This window comes from Marinimicrobium agarilyticum DSM 16975, from assembly GCF_000423345.1.
Lineage (GTDB): Bacteria > Pseudomonadota > Gammaproteobacteria > Pseudomonadales > Cellvibrionaceae > Marinimicrobium > Marinimicrobium agarilyticum.
Genome location: NZ_AUHU01000004.1, coordinates 76,555 through 94,000 on the forward strand (window position 1 = coordinate 76,555; position 17,446 = coordinate 94,000).

Annotated in this window: 19 protein-coding genes; 8 read left to right on the forward strand and 11 right to left on the reverse strand. The window is 56.2% G+C overall.

Features of this window, described 5'->3' with window-relative positions; all coding sequences use genetic code 11:
- Positions 1 to 50: 50 nt before the first annotated feature.
- The 7 genes from rpsT to G547_RS0103360 form a co-directional block, all read right to left on the reverse strand.
- Positions 51 to 317: a 30S ribosomal protein S20 gene (gene rpsT, locus G547_RS0103330; protein ID WP_027328611.1), complete on the reverse strand. Its 267-nt coding sequence runs from the start codon at positions 315 to 317 to the stop codon at positions 51 to 53.
- A gap of 106 nt (positions 318 to 423) precedes the next feature.
- A complete protein-coding gene (locus tag G547_RS0103335; RefSeq protein WP_036186964.1) occupies positions 424 to 762 on the reverse strand; it encodes a Na+/H+ antiporter subunit G in 339 nt (112 codons plus the stop codon).
- A gap of 10 nt (positions 763 to 772) precedes the next feature.
- Positions 773 to 1,042: a K+/H+ antiporter subunit F gene (locus G547_RS0103340; protein WP_027328613.1), complete on the reverse strand. Its 270-nt coding sequence runs from the start codon at positions 1,040 to 1,042 to the stop codon at positions 773 to 775.
- Positions 1,027 to 1,551 (reverse strand): Na+/H+ antiporter subunit E, encoded by a 525-nt coding sequence (locus tag G547_RS0103345; protein ID WP_027328614.1) that lies wholly within the window; start codon positions 1,549 to 1,551, stop codon positions 1,027 to 1,029. The genes G547_RS0103340 and G547_RS0103345 overlap by 16 nt, the downstream gene beginning before the upstream one ends.
- A gap of 3 nt (positions 1,552 to 1,554) precedes the next feature.
- Positions 1,555 to 3,069, reverse strand: a complete 1,515-nt coding sequence (locus G547_RS0103350) for a monovalent cation/H+ antiporter subunit D (protein ID WP_027328615.1) — start codon at positions 3,067 to 3,069, stop codon at positions 1,555 to 1,557.
- Positions 3,066 to 3,413 (reverse strand): Na+/H+ antiporter subunit C, encoded by a 348-nt coding sequence (locus G547_RS0103355; RefSeq protein ID WP_027328616.1) that lies wholly within the window; start codon positions 3,411 to 3,413, stop codon positions 3,066 to 3,068. The genes G547_RS0103350 and G547_RS0103355 overlap by 4 nt, the downstream gene beginning before the upstream one ends.
- Positions 3,413 to 6,226: a monovalent cation/H+ antiporter subunit A gene (locus G547_RS0103360; protein WP_027328617.1), complete on the reverse strand. Its 2,814-nt coding sequence runs from the start codon at positions 6,224 to 6,226 to the stop codon at positions 3,413 to 3,415. The genes G547_RS0103355 and G547_RS0103360 overlap by 1 nt, the downstream gene beginning before the upstream one ends.
- A 1,177-nt stretch (positions 6,227 to 7,403) precedes the next feature.
- Here G547_RS0103360 and G547_RS0103365 point away from each other — a divergent pair.
- The 3 genes from G547_RS0103365 (at position 7,404) to G547_RS0103375 (ending at position 9,262) form a co-directional block, all read left to right on the forward strand.
- Positions 7,404 to 8,141, forward strand: coding sequence for an AHH domain-containing protein (locus tag G547_RS0103365; RefSeq protein WP_051234745.1), 738 nt, complete (start codon positions 7,404 to 7,406; stop codon positions 8,139 to 8,141).
- Positions 8,138 to 8,716, forward strand: coding sequence for a hypothetical protein (locus G547_RS0103370; RefSeq protein ID WP_027328619.1), 579 nt, complete (start codon positions 8,138 to 8,140; stop codon positions 8,714 to 8,716). Before G547_RS0103365 ends, G547_RS0103370 begins: the two co-directional genes overlap by 4 nt.
- 84 nt (positions 8,717 to 8,800) lie before the next feature.
- Complete coding sequence (locus G547_RS0103375) at positions 8,801 to 9,262, forward strand: hypothetical protein (RefSeq protein ID WP_027328620.1); 462 nt, start codon at positions 8,801 to 8,803, stop codon at positions 9,260 to 9,262.
- A 93-nt stretch (positions 9,263 to 9,355) separates the two neighbouring features.
- On the opposite strand, the gene coaE is transcribed toward G547_RS0103375, so the two are convergent.
- The 4 genes from coaE to pilB are packed head-to-tail and all read right to left on the reverse strand — an operon-like array spanning position 9,356 to position 13,850.
- Positions 9,356 to 9,964 (reverse strand): dephospho-CoA kinase, encoded by a 609-nt coding sequence (coaE, locus tag G547_RS0103380; protein ID WP_027328621.1) that lies wholly within the window; start codon positions 9,962 to 9,964, stop codon positions 9,356 to 9,358.
- Between the two features lie 5 nt (positions 9,965 to 9,969).
- Positions 9,970 to 10,812, reverse strand: coding sequence for a prepilin peptidase (locus G547_RS0103385; RefSeq protein WP_027328622.1), 843 nt, complete (start codon positions 10,810 to 10,812; stop codon positions 9,970 to 9,972).
- A 27-nt stretch (positions 10,813 to 10,839) separates the two neighbouring features.
- Positions 10,840 to 12,117, reverse strand: coding sequence for a type II secretion system F family protein (locus G547_RS0103390; RefSeq protein WP_084645636.1), 1,278 nt, complete (start codon positions 12,115 to 12,117; stop codon positions 10,840 to 10,842).
- A 5-nt stretch (positions 12,118 to 12,122) separates the two neighbouring features.
- Positions 12,123 to 13,850 carry a type IV-A pilus assembly ATPase PilB gene (gene pilB / locus G547_RS0103395; protein ID WP_027328624.1) on the reverse strand — a complete coding sequence of 576 codons (1,728 nt, stop codon included), beginning with the start codon at positions 13,848 to 13,850 and terminating at the stop codon, positions 12,123 to 12,125.
- A gap of 461 nt (positions 13,851 to 14,311) precedes the next feature.
- Here pilB and G547_RS19990 point away from each other — a divergent pair, with 461 nt between their 5' ends.
- From G547_RS19990 to G547_RS0103425, 5 genes are all read left to right on the forward strand, one after another.
- A complete protein-coding gene (locus G547_RS19990) occupies positions 14,312 to 14,770 on the forward strand; it encodes a pilin (protein WP_036186969.1) in 459 nt (152 codons plus the stop codon).
- Positions 14,771 to 15,654: 884 nt separating this feature from the next.
- Positions 15,655 to 15,924, forward strand: a complete 270-nt coding sequence (locus G547_RS0103410) for a hypothetical protein (RefSeq protein WP_027328626.1) — start codon at positions 15,655 to 15,657, stop codon at positions 15,922 to 15,924.
- A gap of 134 nt (positions 15,925 to 16,058) precedes the next feature.
- Positions 16,059 to 16,382, forward strand: coding sequence for a hypothetical protein (locus tag G547_RS0103415; RefSeq protein WP_157209774.1), 324 nt, complete (start codon positions 16,059 to 16,061; stop codon positions 16,380 to 16,382).
- A gap of 437 nt (positions 16,383 to 16,819) precedes the next feature.
- Complete coding sequence (locus tag G547_RS0103420; protein ID WP_027328628.1) at positions 16,820 to 17,116, forward strand: type II toxin-antitoxin system RelE/ParE family toxin; 297 nt, start codon at positions 16,820 to 16,822, stop codon at positions 17,114 to 17,116.
- A gap of 6 nt (positions 17,117 to 17,122) precedes the next feature.
- Positions 17,123 to 17,440 (forward strand): addiction module antidote protein, encoded by a 318-nt coding sequence (locus G547_RS0103425; protein ID WP_027328629.1) that lies wholly within the window; start codon positions 17,123 to 17,125, stop codon positions 17,438 to 17,440.
- Positions 17,441 to 17,446: the final 6 nt, after the last annotated feature.

The window sequence follows — 17,446 nt, forward strand, 5'->3', positions numbered from 1 at the left end:
TTTTGCGGAGGCCGTTCAACTGGCCTCGGGAGGTAGCACGTTTTCGTCGATTAAGACGCCATGGCCTTGATGCGGCCATTCAGGCGGCTCTTATGGCGAGCGGCCTTGTTCTTGTGCAGCAGGCCTTTATCGGCCATACGGTCAATGACCGGAACGGCGGCGACGTAAGCGGTCTTGGCCGCTTCCTGATTACCGCTGTCAATAGCCTTGACCACATTTTTGATGTAGGTGCGCGTCATGGAGCGCAGGCTGGCGTTGTGCTTGCGGGCCTTTTCGTTCTGGCGAGCGCGCTTTTTGGATTGAGGTGTATTTGCCACCGTGGAGCTCCTGTTACGTAATCAGACTGAAATTCGGTCGTCCGGCCGCTCATCTCTCGGAAGCCGGAATCAAGGACGCGACATTATGCCGATTTGCGCCCATATGTCAACTGTCCCGATCCCAGTTTTGGGTGTCTTTCCGGTAGGGCAGGCGCACATGCAGAGCCGCCTTGGCCACGATATGGGCGCTGACCGGCGCGGTAATGAACAGAAACAGCGCAATCAGCAGCTCGTGCAGGCTCAGGCCCTCCCCCCGGGTACTGAAAAAGACCATGGAGGCGACGATAATGCTGCCCACGCCCAGCGTGGTCGCCTTGGTGGGGCCATGCAGGCGCATAAAAAAGTCCGGCAGGCGCGCCAGCCCCAAGGAGCCGATCAATGCGAACGCCGCCCCGATGAGAAGCAGTGCGCTAATAAGCCATTCCAACCAACTGGTTTCTTCCACGGTCTCACTCCTATTCGATGATGTCGCCGCGCAACAGGTACTTCGACAGCGCCACGGTGCCCACAAAGCCCATCAGTGCAATCAGTAGCGCAGCTTCAAAATACAGCATTGATGCCTGTGACAGCCCATAGAGCACCAGCAGGGCAATGGAGTTGATGTACATGGTGTCCAGCGCGAGGATGCGGTCGGGCAGTGATGGGCCGCGCAGCAGCCGCCAGAGGTTCAGTACCAGCGCGAGGCTGACCATCAGCATGGCGACCTGAGTTACGATGTCGAGCATTCGAAAATCTCCTTCAGCGGGGCTTCGTAGCGCTGCTTGATGGTGGCCACGGTTTCGGCGGGGTCCTCGGTATGCAGTGTATGGACCAGCAAATACCGGCTATCCGGGCTCAAATCCGCTGAGACCGTGCCCGGCGTCAGGGAAATGGTGCTGGCCAGGACGGTGATGGAAAAGTCCTGCTCCAGGTCCAGGGGGATTTTCATAAACGCCGGCTTGAGTTTTTTCGGGGAACCGAGAATCCATTTCGCGACAATGACATTGGCGATGACGATATCCCACAGCACCAGGAAGACAAACTTCAGGGCGACCCAGGGGCGTCCCAGAGTCATTTCCTGGGGCCAGAAGGACTGGGTGACAAAGGGGATAAACCAGGCCAGCAGGGCGCCCAGCACCAAATGACCGCCGCTGATCTGGTTGGCCAGAAGCAGCCAGAGCGCCAGCATAAAGAGGCTGAGGACCGGGTGCGGCAGCAGTCGTCTGGGGCGCCGGGGAGTTGTAGTGGTATTCATGGTCTAACCTCCTACCGTCGTGTGCCGCAGGACGCTTTGAATGTAATGCTCTGGGTTGAGTAACTGCTCAGCCATGGCGTCGGTGTAAGCAATAATGGGCTCTCCCCACAGGGCCAGTGCCGGAGTGGTGGTCAGAAGTCCAATGGCGGCTGCCAAAGGCCAGGCTCGAGCTTTGGCGGTGTGGGCCATGCCCCCGGAGGTGCGCCAGAAAAAGGTGCTGCCACTGCGACTCAGGGCTGTAATGGCGGCGAGCCCGCTGAGCAGAACCAGGCTCCAGAGCCAGATGGCCTCGTAGCCGGTCCCTACCGCATTCAGCAGCAGTACCTTGCCGACAAAGCCGCTCAGGGGCGGCATGCCCGCCACGCTCAGGGCGGCCACGAAAAACAGGATGCCCAGAGTGGTGGCCTGTGGCAGGGCCGGCCCGCTCTTGAGCTCGTCACTGCCGTCCTCACGCTGGCGACGGATCAGGTCCACGATCAGGTACAGTGCGCCACACACCCAGGTGGAGTGAGCCAGGTAGTAGAAAGTGGCACTTAGCGAGGCTTCGGTATCAATCGCGAGACCGGCCAGCAGCGTGCCCACGGAAACGATCACCAGGTAGGACACCTGCATGCGTAACGTTCGACCGGCCAGCACCCCGATAAAGCCCAGAGTCAGGGTGACCAGTGCCAATGGCCAGAGCCAGGGCTGAACCAGATTGGCCAGGTGCCCGGCCTGATCACCAAAGATCAGCGTATACATGCGGGCGATGGCGTAGACACCGATTTTGGTCATGATCGCGAACATTGCGGCCACCGGTGCGCTGGCAGCGCTGTAGGCCCGGGGGAGCCAGAAGTACAGCGGCACCGCCGCCGCTTTGAGGCCGAACACCACCAGGAACAGCAAGGCGGCCGCTCCGACGATGGGGGCCTCCTCTTCGGACAGCTGGGCTACCTTGACCGCCATGTCCGCCATGTTGAGCGTTCCGGTGATCCCGTACAGGGTTGCCACGGCAATCAGGAACAGGCTGGAGCCGGCCAGGTTCAGCACCACGTAGTGCAGGGCGGCCTTGGCGCGGTCGGGCCCGTCTCCCTGAATCAACAGCGCGTATGAGGCGAGCAGCAGCACCTCGAAGCAGACAAACAGGTTGAACAGGTCGCCGGTCAGAAACGCGCCGTTGATCCCCATCAGCAGCAAGTGCATCAGGCCGTTGAGGTTGTAAGCGGGGTGGTCCATGGTGCTGGCGGCGTACCAGATGCTGAAGAACGCCAGCACACTGGTGACCAGCACCATAAAGGCGCTCAAGCGATCCAGCACCAGCACAATGCCGAACGGCGGCGCCCAGTCCCCCATGGCGTAAACTTGAATGACGCCGCTGCTGGCGGTGTAGAACAGCAGCACGGCCACCAGCACCAATAGCCCGGCGCCGATCAGGCTGATGGCGCGGTTAAGGGCGAAGTTTTTCCGGCCGGCCATCAGCAGCAGCAAAAGCCCGGTAATCAGTGGCAGCAATACCGGTAACGCAATCAGGTGCATCATATGCGGCTGTCCTCCCGCTCATTCACGGGGGCGCCGTCGACATGGTCGTTCCCCAGTTCCGCCCGGGCACGCAGCGCCAGTACCAGCACGAAGGCGGTCATGGCGAAACTGATCACGATGGCCGTCAGCACCAGAGCCTGGGGCAGTGGGTCGGTATAGCTCTCGCCGGTGCCGATGATCGGCGGCGCGCCTGCCTTGAGCCGTCCCATGACGAAGATGAACAGGTTGACCGCATAGGTAAATAATGTGAGTCCGACAATCACGGGAAAGGTGCGGCCGCGGAGCATCAGGTAGATCCCGCAGGCGGTCATGACCGCGATCATGATGGAAATTAACAGCTCCATTAAATCTTCTCCCCTTTTTCGTTGGTCGCGGGCGGCTCGTGGGTGCTCTGGGCCAGACGGCCCAGATGCGCCAGAATCAGCATGGTGGCACCGACCACCGTGACGTACACCCCGACATCAAACGCCATGGCGGAGGCCAGTTCGAAGTCTCCCACCACGGGCCAGTGCACGTGCGTGAAAGTGGACGTCAGGAAGGGGTAGCCGAACAGCCAGCTGGCCAGCCCGGTGAGGGTGGCGATCATCACCCCCGAAGCCGCCACTTTGCGGTAGTTCCAGCGCAGGCGCTGCTGCATCCACTCGGTGCCGGTGGAGATGTATTGCAGAATCAATGCCACACTGGTGATCAGGCCGGCGATAAAGCCGCCGCCGGGCATATTGTGACCGCGCAGGAATATGTAGAGGGAGACCATAATCGCCAAGGGCAGCAGAATACGGGTCATGACCGAAAGGATAGGCGGATGCGGGTCTTGGGCCCAGCGCCGGCCTTCGCCATCGGCGTTAGGCAGAGGCAGTTTCAGACCGTGGAGCATGGCATAGATGCCGACCGCGGCCAGCGCCAGGACCGTGATTTCACCCAGGGTATCAAAGCCGCGGAAGTCCACCAGAATCACGTTCACCACGTTGGAGCCACCGCCTCCGCTGACGCTATTCTCCAGGAAGTAGTCGGAGATGGACGTAAACGGGCGGGTCAACACCGTCCAGCAAAGCAGGCCCACCCCGGCGCCGGCTGCACCCGACAGGGCCACATCCCGAACCACCCGCTTGGGGCCCGACTCGTTGGGTGTGAGCTGGGGCAGGAAGTAGAGCGCCAGCATCAGCAGCACAATGGTCACTGCCTCCACGGAGATCTGGGTCAGTGCCAGATCGGGGGCCGAGAACCGGATAAAGGTGAGCGAGACCACCAGCCCCACCACACTCAGCAGCAATAGTGCCGCGAACCGGTTGTGGTGAATCAGCACCGTGCCGAAGGAGCCGACAATCAGCAGCCCGGCGGCGATCAGACTGACCGGGTCCACGGGAGTCAGTGCCCGGGAGCCGGTCCACTCGGCCAAAGGCCACATACCGACGGTGCCGACCACCAGCGCCGACCCCACGAACAGGGCCATGTAGCGTTGCAGGGAGCCGTTCTCCAGCCGGTCGGTGACCCACTGGGCGAGGCGTACGCTGCGCTGAACCCGCGCTTCGAACACCAACTTCTCGTCGCTGCGAAACTTCCTCTCGTAAAAAGCGAACAGCCCCTTGCGCTGGCTGTACAGCAGCAGGCCGCCCGCCAGGGCGATGCCGCTCATCAACAGCGGCAGGTTGAACCCGTGCCAGAGCGCCAGATGGTATTCCGGCATTTCGTGGCCCAGCACGGCGCTCGCCGCCGCGTGCATAAACGGTTCCACGGTAAAGTGCGGGAAAATGCCCACCAGCAGGCACAGCACCACCAGCATTTCCACCGGCACTTTCATAAAGCGCGGCGGTTCGTGGGGTGGGTACTTGGGCAGGTCCACCGGTTCGCCATTAAAGAACACGTCGTGAATAAAACGCCAGGAGTAGGCGACGGAGAACAGCGCCCCGAGGGTGGCCAGCACCGGCATAACCCAGCCCCAAGCGCCCATGTATTCCAGATGCAGGCTTTCGGCGAAGAACATCTCTTTGCTGAGGAAGCCATTCAGCAGTGGTACCCCCGCCATGGCCGCCGATGCCACCATGGCCAATAACGCCGTATAGGGCATGTACTTCCAGAGGCCGTTGAGCTTGCGCATGTCCCGGGTGCCGGTCTCGTGGTCGATAATCCCGGCCGCCATGAACAGCGAGGCCTTGAAAGTGGCGTGGTTGATGATATGGAACACCGCCGCCGCCGCGGCCAGCTCGGTGCTGAAGCCGAACAGCAGCGTGATCAGCCCCAGGTGACTGATGGTGGAATAGGCCAGCAGCCCCTTGAGGTCGTGTTTGAACAGCGCGGTGTAGGCGGCATAGACCATGGTCGCCAGCCCGGTAAAGCTGACCAGGAAGAACCACATCTCGGTGCCCGCCAGCGCCGGGTACAGCCGCGCGAGTAGGAAAACCCCGGCCTTCACCATGGTGGCCGAGTGCAGGTAAGCGGAGACCGGCGTGGGCGCGGACATGGCGTGGGGCAGCCAGAAATGGAACGGGAACTGGGCGGACTTGGTAAACGCCCCCAGCAACACCAGAATCAGGGTGATCGGGTAGAGGCTGTGGGCACGGATCTGATCACCGGCGGCGAGAATATCGCCCAGGTTGAAGCTGCCCACGATATGGCCCAGCAGCAGGGCGCCCGCGAGCAGACAGAGACCGCCGGCGCCGGTAATGGCCAACGCCATTCGGGCGCCCTTGCGCGCCGCGCTCTGGTGAGACCAGTAGCCGATCAGCAGGAACGAGCTCAGGCTGGTCAACTCCCAGAACACCAACATCAGCAGGATATTGTCGGACAGAACAATGCCGAGCATCGCCAGCATAAAGATCTGAAGCAGCGCGTAGAGCTTGCCCAGGGAATCCTTACTGGAGAGGTAATAGCGGGCGTACAGCAACACCAGCAGGCCGATGCCGGTAATCAGCAGGGCAAACATCAACCCGAGCCCGTCCAGGCGAAGGCTCAGGTCCAGCCCCAGGCTCGGCAGCCATTCCCGGTGGTAACGCAGCGTTTCCCCCGCCAGCACCCGCGGCAGGTGGCTGATCAGCAACCCCAATGAAATGAGGGGCGCAATGCAGGCGGACCAGGCGCAGATGTTGCGGCCGTAGCGCTCTGTAGCCAGCGGCACCAGCGCCCCGAACAGGGGCAGTAAAACAATCAGTAACAAAGTCATAAGGTCTCTCACACCTTAGGGGAGTCGTCCATCTCACCCGGCTCGACGACAGGCCGGGGGTGAGGTCATTTTTTGAACAGTGTAGACGGTTATTGGAGAGGCGCGGGAGGATCGGTAAAGAAGGGACGACGTTTGACGTTTATGGGGTGGGTCGGCCGTCCAACGAGGTCGCGTCCCGCCATCGACGACAGCTGACGCACGCGCATCAGGCTCGCGCTACCCGGGTTCGCTGTCTGTGGTTGATCATGGTGCGGCATCACGGCTATCCCGTATCCAGGTCATTATCGACGTCGTACCGAAGGCCAGCCAAAGACCGGCAAACGCAGTTATACACTGAATCCGGCCCCCTGTGCCAGTATTGCGGGCATTCCTTAACCTATGTTAACTGTCTTTACAGGCAGGTGCTCTGCGGCCGAGGTAAAAGGCTATTGGCGTAGGGCAGGTAAGCGCGAAGCGCGCCACCTGCCATCATGATTAAATCGAGGGGGCAGCGTTCGGCCGCATTTGAAAGGATGGATGCCGTCATCCACCCAAAGGGAAATGTCTGCGAGAATAACAATAACCCATTGAATTTACTGGATTTTTTACTTTGATGACTGCAGTTCACTAAAAAATGCTTTCATCGCTAATTTTACAAAGGCCATCAAATTGGCTGGTGGGCTCTGATGAGGTGCAAGCCGAGGAGAACAAAACGGTCAAAGCAACGAGCAGGTAGCGACAATACATAAGCGGTATTCCTTGAAGCAAAAAGGATTCCTCCCATCGGTTCAGTAGGCTGCAAAACGAGAATACTGTTTCAGCGGTCTGCCTGCGAATAGTCAATCAGTTGCGAGTTCCATTCGCTCCTCATGGATCAGCCACCCCTTACCGTGCGCCTGCTCTCTGTAGGGGTCAACTATGAAGAAAGAGAGTCCTCTCCAACCTGCGGGAACACATGAGATCTTCTGACGGACTGCCGACCTGAGGGGTGGGAAATATCGTTTTTTGGAAGAAGACTAAACTGGCCGTTCGCCTTGAGATTCATTTCACGTTCTGGTGATGAGGCGTGTAGGGCAACGTCGGTCCGATGTGTCGGAGCGCGAAGCGCGCCACCGCAAATACCAATAAGGTCTCAGTTTGAGGAGAGCTTGCGTGGTATAATTTCACTCTTATTTTCCAGAAGGAGGAAGGACGCACAATGGAAACTGATCGTATATTGAGTATGGAGTACCGGGAGGGCTACCGCATTACGCCGCTGCGCCATGAGATGTCACCTCTGGAAGCAGCCATAGCCCAATTTGAGGTAGAAGCCAAGGCTTACCATGCGAAAGTTGCCGGGCCGGTTCCGGAGAGCCCCAAGGCTCGCCAAAAACGGGAAAGCGAGCTCAACTCTGCACTGAAACACCTGAAGAATGAGCGGCTGAAAGTGGCTTGTCTCGCCCAGATTCAGGCGCGCCTTGCAGAATATCAGGGCTGGGGCCGCCAGCAGGCCGAGAAAGACCCTGTGGCGTTGATGGACGAGCCCCATCACCCTACGACAGTGCTGGCGCGTAATATGCGCGCCGATGGGCGCCCGCAACCCTCCAGACGCCACTCTCCGCACCACATTGTCGCTGGCAAGGGCCGGCACCCCAATACGGTGCGCGCGAGACTGAATATCCACCTGGCCGGCGTCCGAATCAACGATCCGGGCAACGGAACCTGGATGCCCCGGACCAAGGCTGATCGTGGGCATTGGTCGATGCCTAACGCACCTGCCCATTCAGAAATACACACGTACAACTATGAAACCTGGGTCAACACCTTAGTTGATCCCCAAATCGACGAGCACGCCGTTCGCGCCGTGCTGACCAGACTTCGGGTCCTGCTGCGAGATGGTCAGCAGCCCAGACAGGTAACGGCACCCAAGGATGTGCACTGGAGGCCCACACTGTGACTGTTTATCAAATCAAGCCAGATTACCGTCACTACCAGGCCTTTATGCTGCCCACGACCGATCTGATCATGCGGTTCCGTCGGCATTTGAGCCCCAAGGAAATCATGCATTTTAACGCCTACAACCTGTCTGTGAGGGAGGTGTGGAGCGGTGTCACGGCCAAATTTGAGCCTGTGAAAGGCGTTACCGAGTCCGACGTCACCCCTGACATCACCATCTGGATTCCGGGCGTGCTGGTCCTGTCGCAGCGGGCAAAGAATGCGCTGGAGGCGTACCTACAGGATAAAGGGGAGTTGTTGTCTCTGGAGACGCCGGCAGGCACCTATTGGGCTTTCAATTGCCGGTCCGTGGTGGCCCCGAACCAGGAGCAAAGCGACCGGCTGGTGGAGAATGGGGCCGTTATTGATGTCCTCTCGGTCTCCTTTGATGAGGCCGCGATCAGAGGCGAGCAGGTCTTCAAAACAGACTTTGACGGCTGCCGGGCGACCTATTGCACAGCGTCATTTCGCCAGCACGTCGAGTCAGCCGGCCTGGAGGGCCTGGTGTTTTCCTCCGACCTGGTGAGCCCTTTCTAAAGACCACAATGCAAATCTGATGAATGATCATTTGGTTGATTTTTCACGTCCTTCATTTCAAAAATTTACCTCTTTGGGTTTTCTATGAAGCAAGAACCCCAAGGGTCAGTGGTCGCCCAGATTTTCTGCCTCGCGCTGTTTGGCGGCTCAGCGATTGCTGCTTTAATAGTGTTCATTGCTGAAGTGGTTGCCATTGTTCGGGGGGTGACGGACTTGGGCAGCACAGTCAGTATTAACAAAGGCTTTTTGTATTTATTTGGCCTCGGCATTTTGTCGGCAATGATGACTTACGCTCTGGTGTTTTTTGCTATGCTGAAAAGGCCGGTAACGGGTAAACTGAAAACAGTGACAAATATTGGTTTTACTGTAGGGTTTGCAAGTCTTATAGTGTTGCCTCAAGCGATTCATTTTCCCGCGAACCATTTTCTTTTAGAAAAGGGTTATGAGATTTGCCAACCACGTTCGTACACTTGGTTTTTCTACAAGCGTTTGGTTTACGTAGATAGTGAGGCGGAATGTCTCTCTGTTAGATACAATGGAAAGTAAATCTTTCCTCGCATAGCCCTCCCGGGTAAGCGGTTCCGCCATAAATTCGCGACCTTTCGTATAATCAGCCGCCAAACCCTGCGCGTCCGCTCCCTACCTGGCCGCGCTGCTCATGCTCAAATACTCCCGATGCAACCGCTCCACCTGCTGTTGCATTGACGCCAAATCTCCGCTGTTATCCAGCACCTCGTTCGCCCGGGCGAGCCGTTCCTGGCGGTCCATCTGGCTGGCCATAATTCGCTGAATCTGCCCTACGTCCACGCCATCTCTTTTACTGGCGCGCTCCAGTTGAAGGGCTTCCGGCACATCCACCACCAATACCCGGTCCACCAGACGGTTCTGGCCGGTTTCAAACAATAACGGGGATACGAGCAGAGCGTAGGGACTCTGCGCTGCCGCGAGTCGCTTTTCCAACTCCTGATTGATCAACGGGTGGAGCAGATTCTCCAACCATAGCTTGGCGTTGGCATCGGAAAAAATAACCTGACGAAGGGCGGGGCGGTTGAGAGAACCGTCGGGAGCGAGCACGTCGGGGCCGAAATGCTCCACAATCGCTTTCAGGGCGGGTTTGCCTGGCTCAACCACTACCCGGGCCATGACATCGGCATCCTCCGCGACGATGCCGAGCCACTCAAAAGCCTGCATCACCGCGGACTTGCCACTGCCAATGCCGCCTGTGACACCAACAATCAGATTTGCCATAACAACTACAAGGCGAAAAATTGCAGGTATTGCTGGATCATTTGGTCGCCCCAGATAAAGGCCAGCCAGCCGGCGATCGCGAGGTAGGGCCCGAAAGGCATGGGAATGTTTTTATCCCGACCGAGGATCAGCATCATCCCGATGCCAATGGCCGCGCCCACAAAAGAGGAGAGCAGCACCACCACCGGCAGCATCTGCCAGCCCAGCCAGGCACCGAGCGCGCCCAGGAGTTTGAAGTCGCCATAGCCCATGCCCTCCTTGCCGGTCAGCAACTTGAAACCCCAGTAAATGAGCCAAAGCGACAGGTAGCCGGCAATGGCGCCCCACAAAGCGTCCTCAAGGGAAACAAAGCCCCCCAGGTGGTTCACAATCAAGCCAAGCCACAACAGCGGTAGGGTGATCGCATCCGGCAGCAACTGAGTGTCGAAATCGATCACGGTCAGAGCAATCAGAGACCAGGTCAGTACCAGCGCCGCGCCGCCTTCCCACGTGACCCCAAACCGATAAATGATAAACAGGCTCAGCAGGCCGGTGACCAGCTCGATAATCGGGTAACGAGCGGAAATCGTCCCCTTGCAGGCGGTACACTTACCCCGCTGAATCAGGTAGCTGATGACCGGAATATTCTCCCAGGGTTTGATGCCATGGCCGCAGTGCGGGCAGGTGGAATTGGGAGTGATCAGGTTAAACCGCTTGGGCTCGGGCGGCTCCTGCTCCAACAGCTCACAGCACTGTTCCCGCCAACCGGCCTGGAGCATCTTGGGGAGCCGGTAGATGACCACATTCAGGAAACTGCCGACCAGCAGCCCTAAAACTGTGGCGCTGATAAGCGCCACGGAAGGGTACAAAACAAAGACCTCGGAGAATGAATACACTTAAATAACCGACCCCATTTGGAAAATTGGCAGGTACATGGCGATCAACAGGCCGCCGACCAGGACACCCAAAACGGACATGATGATAGGCTCCAGGAGCGAGGTCAGGCTGTCCACCCGGTTATCGACTTCGTCTTCGTAGTAGATCGCAACCTTTTCCAGCATTTCATCCAGCGCGCCGGACTCCTCACCGATAGAAGACATTTGAATTAACAGCGTGGGAAACATCTTTTGTGCTCTGATGGCGGTATTAAGCTGGATACCTGTAGAGACGTCGTCACGGACTTTGATGATGGCGTTGCTGTACAGCTGATTGCCGGCGGCTCCAGCCACAGATGTCAGCGCATCAATTAACGGAACACCGGCGGCAAAAGTGGTTGCTAGTGTGCGGGAGAAACGAGCCATAATTGACAAGTAGATGATCTCACCGATCACCGGTAACTTTAAAATATACTTATCAACGGCGTAGGCAACCGCATTCGATCGCTTCTTCAACTCCTTAAACCCGAACGCAAAGGCTGCTAAACCTAGCAGTGTATGGAACCAATATGCGACCATGAAGTCTGATATGTTCATAACAAATAGCGTGAACGCTGGCAGTTCAGCCCCGAAACCTGCGAACGTTTCGGCAAACGTTGGCACGACTTTGATCAACAAGATGGCGGTTACGATAAATGCGACCACAACAACAGCTATAGGGTAGGTCATAGCCTTTTTGATTTTGGCCTTTAGTGCCTCTGTTTTTTCCTTGTAGGTGGCCACTCTATCCAGCATGGTTTCGAGTGCGCCTGACTGTTCGCCGGATTCCACTAGGCTGCAAAAAAGGTCATCAAAATATTTGGGGTGTTTACGCAATGCCTGCCCAAAGCCGCCGCCAGCGGCGACATCATCGCGAATTTCGTGGATTAGCTTTCGTACATTCGGATTGTCTAGGCCTTCTGCTACGATGTCGAAAGATTGTACTAAAGGAACCCCCGCTTTCATCATAGTGGCCATTTGACGAGAAAAAATGGCAATATCTGCAGGCTTGACTTTCTTTCCCCCCTCCCCGAAAAGGGGTTTCGGCTTTTTTTTGACCGTCTTGGTACGAATTCCCTGCTTCAGCAACCGAGCTTTCACGATAGCGGGGCTGGAACCCTCTATCTCTCCTTCAGCTCTATTGCCTTTCTTGTCCAATCCCTTATAGATGTAAGTGGCCGACGTGGGTCCACTGGCGACAACTTTCTTTTTGCTGGGTGCCGCAGGACGCGTTTTTCGAGCTTGTGCGGTAGTGGCCATAAGCGTTAATCCTTGGTGACTCGGTTGGCTTCTTCAAGGCTGGTCAGGCCTTGCGCTACTTTGCGCAGGGCGGAAACACGCAGGTTATTAAAGCCCGCTTCGCGGGCGGCTTTGGCAATCTGTATCGAGTTGCCACCTTCCATTATAAGGCTGGAAATGGTCGGTGTGATGCGAACTACTTCATAGACACCCACACGCCCCTTATAACCATTGGTACACTGAGCGCAGCCGACGGGGTGGTAGAGCTCTAGTTCGTTCCGAGGGATACCGATCTCGTCGAAGCCCTCCTCGGTCAGAACGGCATCCGGGATGTCCGTTGCCGGCTTCTTACAGTTCTTGCACAGGCGCCGAGCCAGGCGCTGGGCGATAATCAGACTCACACTGGTGGCCACGTTAAACGCTGGGACGCCCATATTGAGCAGGCGAGTCAGCGTTTCCGGGGCGCTGTTGGTATGAAGGGTCGATAGCACCAAGTGCCCCGTTTGGGCGGCTTTAATGGAAATTTCGGCCGTTTCCAGGTCCCGGATCTCCCCCACCATGACGATGTCCGGGTCCTGACGGAGGAAGGAACGGAGAGACTCGGCGAAGGTCAGTCCCACTCGAGTGTTCACCTGTACTTGATTAACTCCTTCCAGGTTAATTTCTACGGGATCTTCCGCCGTGGAAATATTGCGCTCACTTGTGTTTAGTATATTCAGGCCGGTATACAGCGAAACGGTTTTACCGGAACCGGTAGGGCCGGTCACCAGAATCATGCCTTGAGGTTGCATTAACGCATCCAAATACAGCTTTTTTTGGTAATCCTCGTAGCCCAACGCGTCAATGCCCATTTTCGCTGAGCTCGGGTCGAGAATACGCAGTACGACCTTCTCACCGAACAGGGTTGGCAAAGTGTTGACCCGGAAATCGATGGCCCGGTTTTTGGAAATCTTCATCTTAATACGCCCGTCTTGCGGTACCCGCCTCTCTGAAATGTCCATTTGAGACATGACTTTCAAGCGGGCCGCCAGACGGGTCCCCAGCGTGATGGGGGGCTTGGCTATTTCCTGTAGTATGCCGTCGGTTCGAAACCGGACCCGGTAGGCCTTCTCATAAGGCTCAAAGTGAATATCCGAGGCTCCGCCTTTAATGGCATCCAGCAAAATTTTGTTGATAAAGCGAACGACAGGGGCTTCATCCTCTTCTTTGCCTGGCTCGTCTTTGGGCCCTTCGGTTTCGCCCCCTTCGGTCTCCAAGCTGTCCAGCGCTTCATCATCAAGCCCACCCAGGGCATCTCCAATGGATTCCTCTTGAGCATTTATATAGCGGTCAATGGCTACTGCGAGCTTGTCAGCTTCAACCAGAATGGGGTCGGTGTTCAAACCGGTATTGAACTTGATTTCGTCCAGAGCGTGGAGGTTGGTCGGGTCGGCGACAGCCAGGAATAGGCGGTTGCCCCGCCTCATCAAGGGTAAGGTGTGATGCTTCTGAATCAGTTTCTGGTCAACTAATTGACTGGGGATCGATGATAGCGTGAGACTATCAAGATCGAAGACCGGAGTGCCAAATTCGTCAGCGGCTACTCGGGCGACGATGGCGGCTTCCAGGATCTTCTGGCTGACGACATGCTGAACAAACGGGATTCGGTCTTTGGAAGCCTGGGTTTGAGCCTTTGCCGCGAGCTCAGTCCCCAGCAAGCCGTCCTGGACCAGTCGCCGGGCTAAGCCACTCAATGCAGGTGTGGAAGTGTTCATAACTAACTGATTCCCAAGAACTTTTATTCTGTAGTTCGACTCTTGGTCCCGAATTCTGATAGGCGGACGGCGCGCGAGTCAAAGCAGAATCTTAACTGTATATGATAAGTGCATGGTATATCTACAATTTTGGTGAAGGCCCTGATTCAGGTGGGGACGAACCTCGCGAACATTATGCAGCTGTTAAGGAGCTCTGACCAGAAGGTGGCTGAAAAGGAAGCATATTCATGTCCTGTCAGAATTCTTCAAGAGTGGGCTGAATGCCGCTGACGTAAATTGTCACTTTTGAGCGGTGATTGACGCCTATGGCGCATATTGGATTTGGTGAGGCGGCGGTAGGTGAGCACTGGATCCTTTGAAATACGTGCCTGAGCTGGACTCTACCGAATTTTTTAAAGTTGGCATGAGACCTGCATTGTGCATTGTGCCCCTAATTTTTCCCCACGTGGAGATTGAGAAACATGAAACAAACAAATCAAAATCAAAAAGGTTTTACCTTGATTGAATTGATGATCGTTATTGCGATTATTGGTATTTTGGCTGCAGTTGCTATTCCGCAATACCGGGATTATGTGACTCGAACAGAATCCAGCAACAGTCTGGCGGCGCTGCGCCCAATTCAGTTGGAGGTTGGCGAGTACGCAGCTCGATACGCAAAGCTTCCAGCTGATTGCACGGCACTGTCAGGTTTCTCTGGTGTATCTTGCACGGCGACCGATCATGCGCTCGGCAATGTCGCCAGCGTTGGTATTGGTGCGAACGGCGTGCTGACAGTAACCATGGATACGGAAGCTAACGGTGTTCCCGCTGAGATCGCTGGGAAGACTTACCTTGCTACCCCAACAGCAAGTACCACCGGTGGTGTAGTCTGGGACTTCTCTAAGGGCACAATGGAACAGAAGTTTGTCCCACGTCGTTAATTTAAGGTGAAAAAAGTAGAAGGGGGGGTAGATCGCCTATTACCCCCTCTCTTCTCGAAAAGACCCTCGCTTCGGCGGGGGTTTTTGTTTGGGGGGGGCGTCTACATTTCTGTAAAGTTGGGGTTGTTGTTCCCGTGCTATTCGTTGTTCAAGGACTGACAGCATTCCAAGCCTTCTGCTTCGTCCAGCCCTGTGTTCTTCGATAAAGCCCGTATTCTGTCTATTTGTTGGGGCTCCGCGAACCAGCTGATAGTTACCAGCGTGCCGTTCACGCTTACTTCTAATGACCAACCATATGTATATACTTTAGCACTATGGCTTCCACGTCCTAACCCAATGTCCGCTATGCTGGTCGAGTAACCCCCTTCACAGAGACCAAGGTGCACGCCCGCTGTTAATGCCGGTTGCCATTATCATATTATTGATGTGGCAATGGGGTTACTAATTGCTGAGGCAGAGGACGTAAATCGGTTGATGATCGATATAGGCATGCCGCTTTTCAGCTTGCTTATACTGAGCTTGGGTACTTGGTTTTCGGCGTTCTATGTCGCCAGGCAAGTTAGCTTGGTGGTGGATGCCTGCGGCATTCGTTCCAATAATTCTCTGCCTTTGGCGTCGTTGATTAAGCCTTCCTGGTTTCTGCCCTGGAGTGCGCTGGAGAGAGTTGGTACAAGGGAAACCTCAACCCCGGTGCTAAAAAGCCCTGGCTTCGCCAAATCCGGCTGCACTCGAGCACCGGCCCAGTGAGGTGCCTGGATTCAACCCGGTGGGTGGATAGTGACAAAATCAGGCCTGATTTTGACTTGCGCGGGCTTGGGGAAGGGCGCGATGCGCCTTGAGCGATTGTCTGTGACGCTTCTGTCCGGTCCCTCTATTGAAGTTGCATGTTGGCCGGCGGCTATGAGGGTCAACGCGCATCCGGCGGTCAAGCGGAAGTGGTCATCTACCAGTCGGTAGCGCCGGGGGAGTACGAGTCGGTGGGTGAGAGCTATCCACCGCTTGTATTCATCGGCTTCGAAGAGTTTTGGGTGCGCCCGGCTCAACGCGGGCATTATGACTTTGAGTTGCTCCGTGGTCCGCTGGGTTTCTGGCAACTGAACCAAGGGCGTGTAACTGGTGAAATGCGCAAATTTTTCTCAGATCAGCGGGAGTAACCGAGGCAAGTTGCTGAGCGTGCCGGGCCCTGGAGTTGGTGGCGATCGGTCTGGCGGGGTTGGGTTTTTCCCGTCGCCTCCTAATGTTGACTCGAAAATCTCTGGAGAGGCCCTTCTCGCCCAGGTCGTGGCAGTTGATTACTTCAACGATACGAGTTCAGGCCCTGTTCCTATTAGTGAGTTCTGTGCTCGGCCAGAGAACCAGAATCTGGAAGAGGTCTGCGGCTGAGATGGAGAATGAGAACAAAAAGAGGGGGAAGCCGGGGTTCTTTGGATCATTGCGCTGGAGCATCGGAGAGGTTGCCGGCCAGCTTTTGGTCGTTCCAGCCGTGGTGATTGCTGCGTATTTCGGCCTCACATATGAATCCTGGCTGCTTTTCTTTGCCCTGGTTGTTCCACTGGTCGTGGGTGTCGTATTCCTGTCAAAGGCAATTTCGGGGAAAAACCCCTTCAGATGATTACATAAGGCGCAGGGGCTCTCGCAACTGGTTTGTTGCGATCATGCTCTCGGGATTGCTGGAGTCTGACCTTTTGGTCGCGCTCCGCAGTAGAGCCGTGACGTCATCAGAGTCAAAGGGTCGGAGTCGTTGAACCTTGGCGCACCATGCCGCGTTGACAAATAGACCTTCCTGAAATACTGTTTATCCAACCAGTATTTCAGGAGGCAAGATGCCACATAGCAAGGATTCCGCCCCGTATGATGCGGGGAATAAACCGTTGTTCAGTAGCTTCAGGACGACAGTACCTGGCGGGTGCGGAGCGCGTCAGTGGAAGAGGTTGAAGCTTGGGGCGCTAAGCTGATTGCGCGGATTTCCACGCTACAGGGAGAGGAACTTTACTTGACAGGGTGTATCTAACTGGATACAGTTGTGCTTATGGGTTGGGGATTTTGGGAATGTACGAAGTACAACAAACGGGTGTATTTCGCCGTTGGTTGAGCCGTGTAAAGGACCATCAAGGTCGAACGGCCATTCTACGACGCATAAAACGAGCGAAAAAAGGAAACGTTGGGGACGTTAAAGCCGTAGGCAAGGGTGTCTTCGAAATGCGAATCCCTACCGGCCCAGGCTATAGAGTGTATTACATGCAGACCGGTAAGCGAGTTTACTTATTGTTGTCGGGTGGTGATAAGTCCAGTCAGCAAGCGGATATTGATGCCGCCTGTGAAATGGCCACTGATATTAAGAGGTGAAAAGTAATGAACGCCAATGCGACCAAACAGCTTGAGATTACTGATTTTGATGTGGCGGATTACCTCGACAACGAGGAAATGATTGCCACGTATCTGTCGGAGATTTTGGCCGATGGGGATTTGGATGAATTGCTCGAAGCGATTAGTGAAGTGGCTCGGGCGCGAGGCATGAGTGAGCTGGCCAAGACTTCAGGGTTGGGCCGAGAAAGCTTGTATAAGGCTCTGCGGCCCGGTGCGGCTCCGCGTTTTGAGACTTTGAGAAAGGTATTGGGCGCGTTGGGAGTTAACCTCCAGGCGGTGCCGATACACCGTCACACGGTATAGAGAAAT

Bases quoted from the DNA above. Each gene is read 5' to 3' on its own strand.
- G547_RS19990 (WP_036186969.1), top strand. From the start codon at position 14,312: ATGAAACAAACAAATCAAAATCAAAAAGGTTTTACCTTGATTGAATTG.
- G547_RS0103365 (WP_051234745.1), top strand. From the start codon at position 7,404: ATGGAAACTGATCGTATATTGAGTATGGAGTACCGGGAGGGCTACCGC.
- pilB (WP_027328624.1), bottom strand. From the start codon at position 13,850: ATGAACACTTCCACACCTGCATTGAGTGGCTTAGCCCGGCGACTGGTC.
- G547_RS0103355 (WP_027328616.1), bottom strand. From the start codon at position 3,413: ATGGAGCTGTTAATTTCCATCATGATCGCGGTCATGACCGCCTGCGGG.
- G547_RS0103360 (WP_027328617.1), bottom strand. From the start codon at position 6,226: ATGACTTTGTTACTGATTGTTTTACTGCCCCTGTTCGGGGCGCTGGTG.
- G547_RS0103345 (WP_027328614.1), bottom strand. From the start codon at position 1,551: ATGAATACCACTACAACTCCCCGGCGCCCCAGACGACTGCTGCCGCAC.
- coaE (WP_027328621.1), bottom strand. From the start codon at position 9,964: ATGGCAAATCTGATTGTTGGTGTCACAGGCGGCATTGGCAGTGGCAAG.
- G547_RS0103410 (WP_027328626.1), top strand. From the start codon at position 15,655: ATGTTGGCCGGCGGCTATGAGGGTCAACGCGCATCCGGCGGTCAAGCG.
- G547_RS0103340 (WP_027328613.1), bottom strand. From the start codon at position 1,042: ATGCTCGACATCGTAACTCAGGTCGCCATGCTGATGGTCAGCCTCGCG.
- G547_RS0103420 (WP_027328628.1), top strand. From the start codon at position 16,820: ATGTACGAAGTACAACAAACGGGTGTATTTCGCCGTTGGTTGAGCCGT.
- G547_RS0103350 (WP_027328615.1), bottom strand. From the start codon at position 3,069: ATGATGCACCTGATTGCGTTACCGGTATTGCTGCCACTGATTACCGGG.
- G547_RS0103390 (WP_084645636.1), bottom strand. From the start codon at position 12,117: ATGGCCACTACCGCACAAGCTCGAAAAACGCGTCCTGCGGCACCCAGC.
- G547_RS0103375 (WP_027328620.1), top strand. From the start codon at position 8,801: ATGAAGCAAGAACCCCAAGGGTCAGTGGTCGCCCAGATTTTCTGCCTC.
- G547_RS0103425 (WP_027328629.1), top strand. From the start codon at position 17,123: ATGAACGCCAATGCGACCAAACAGCTTGAGATTACTGATTTTGATGTG.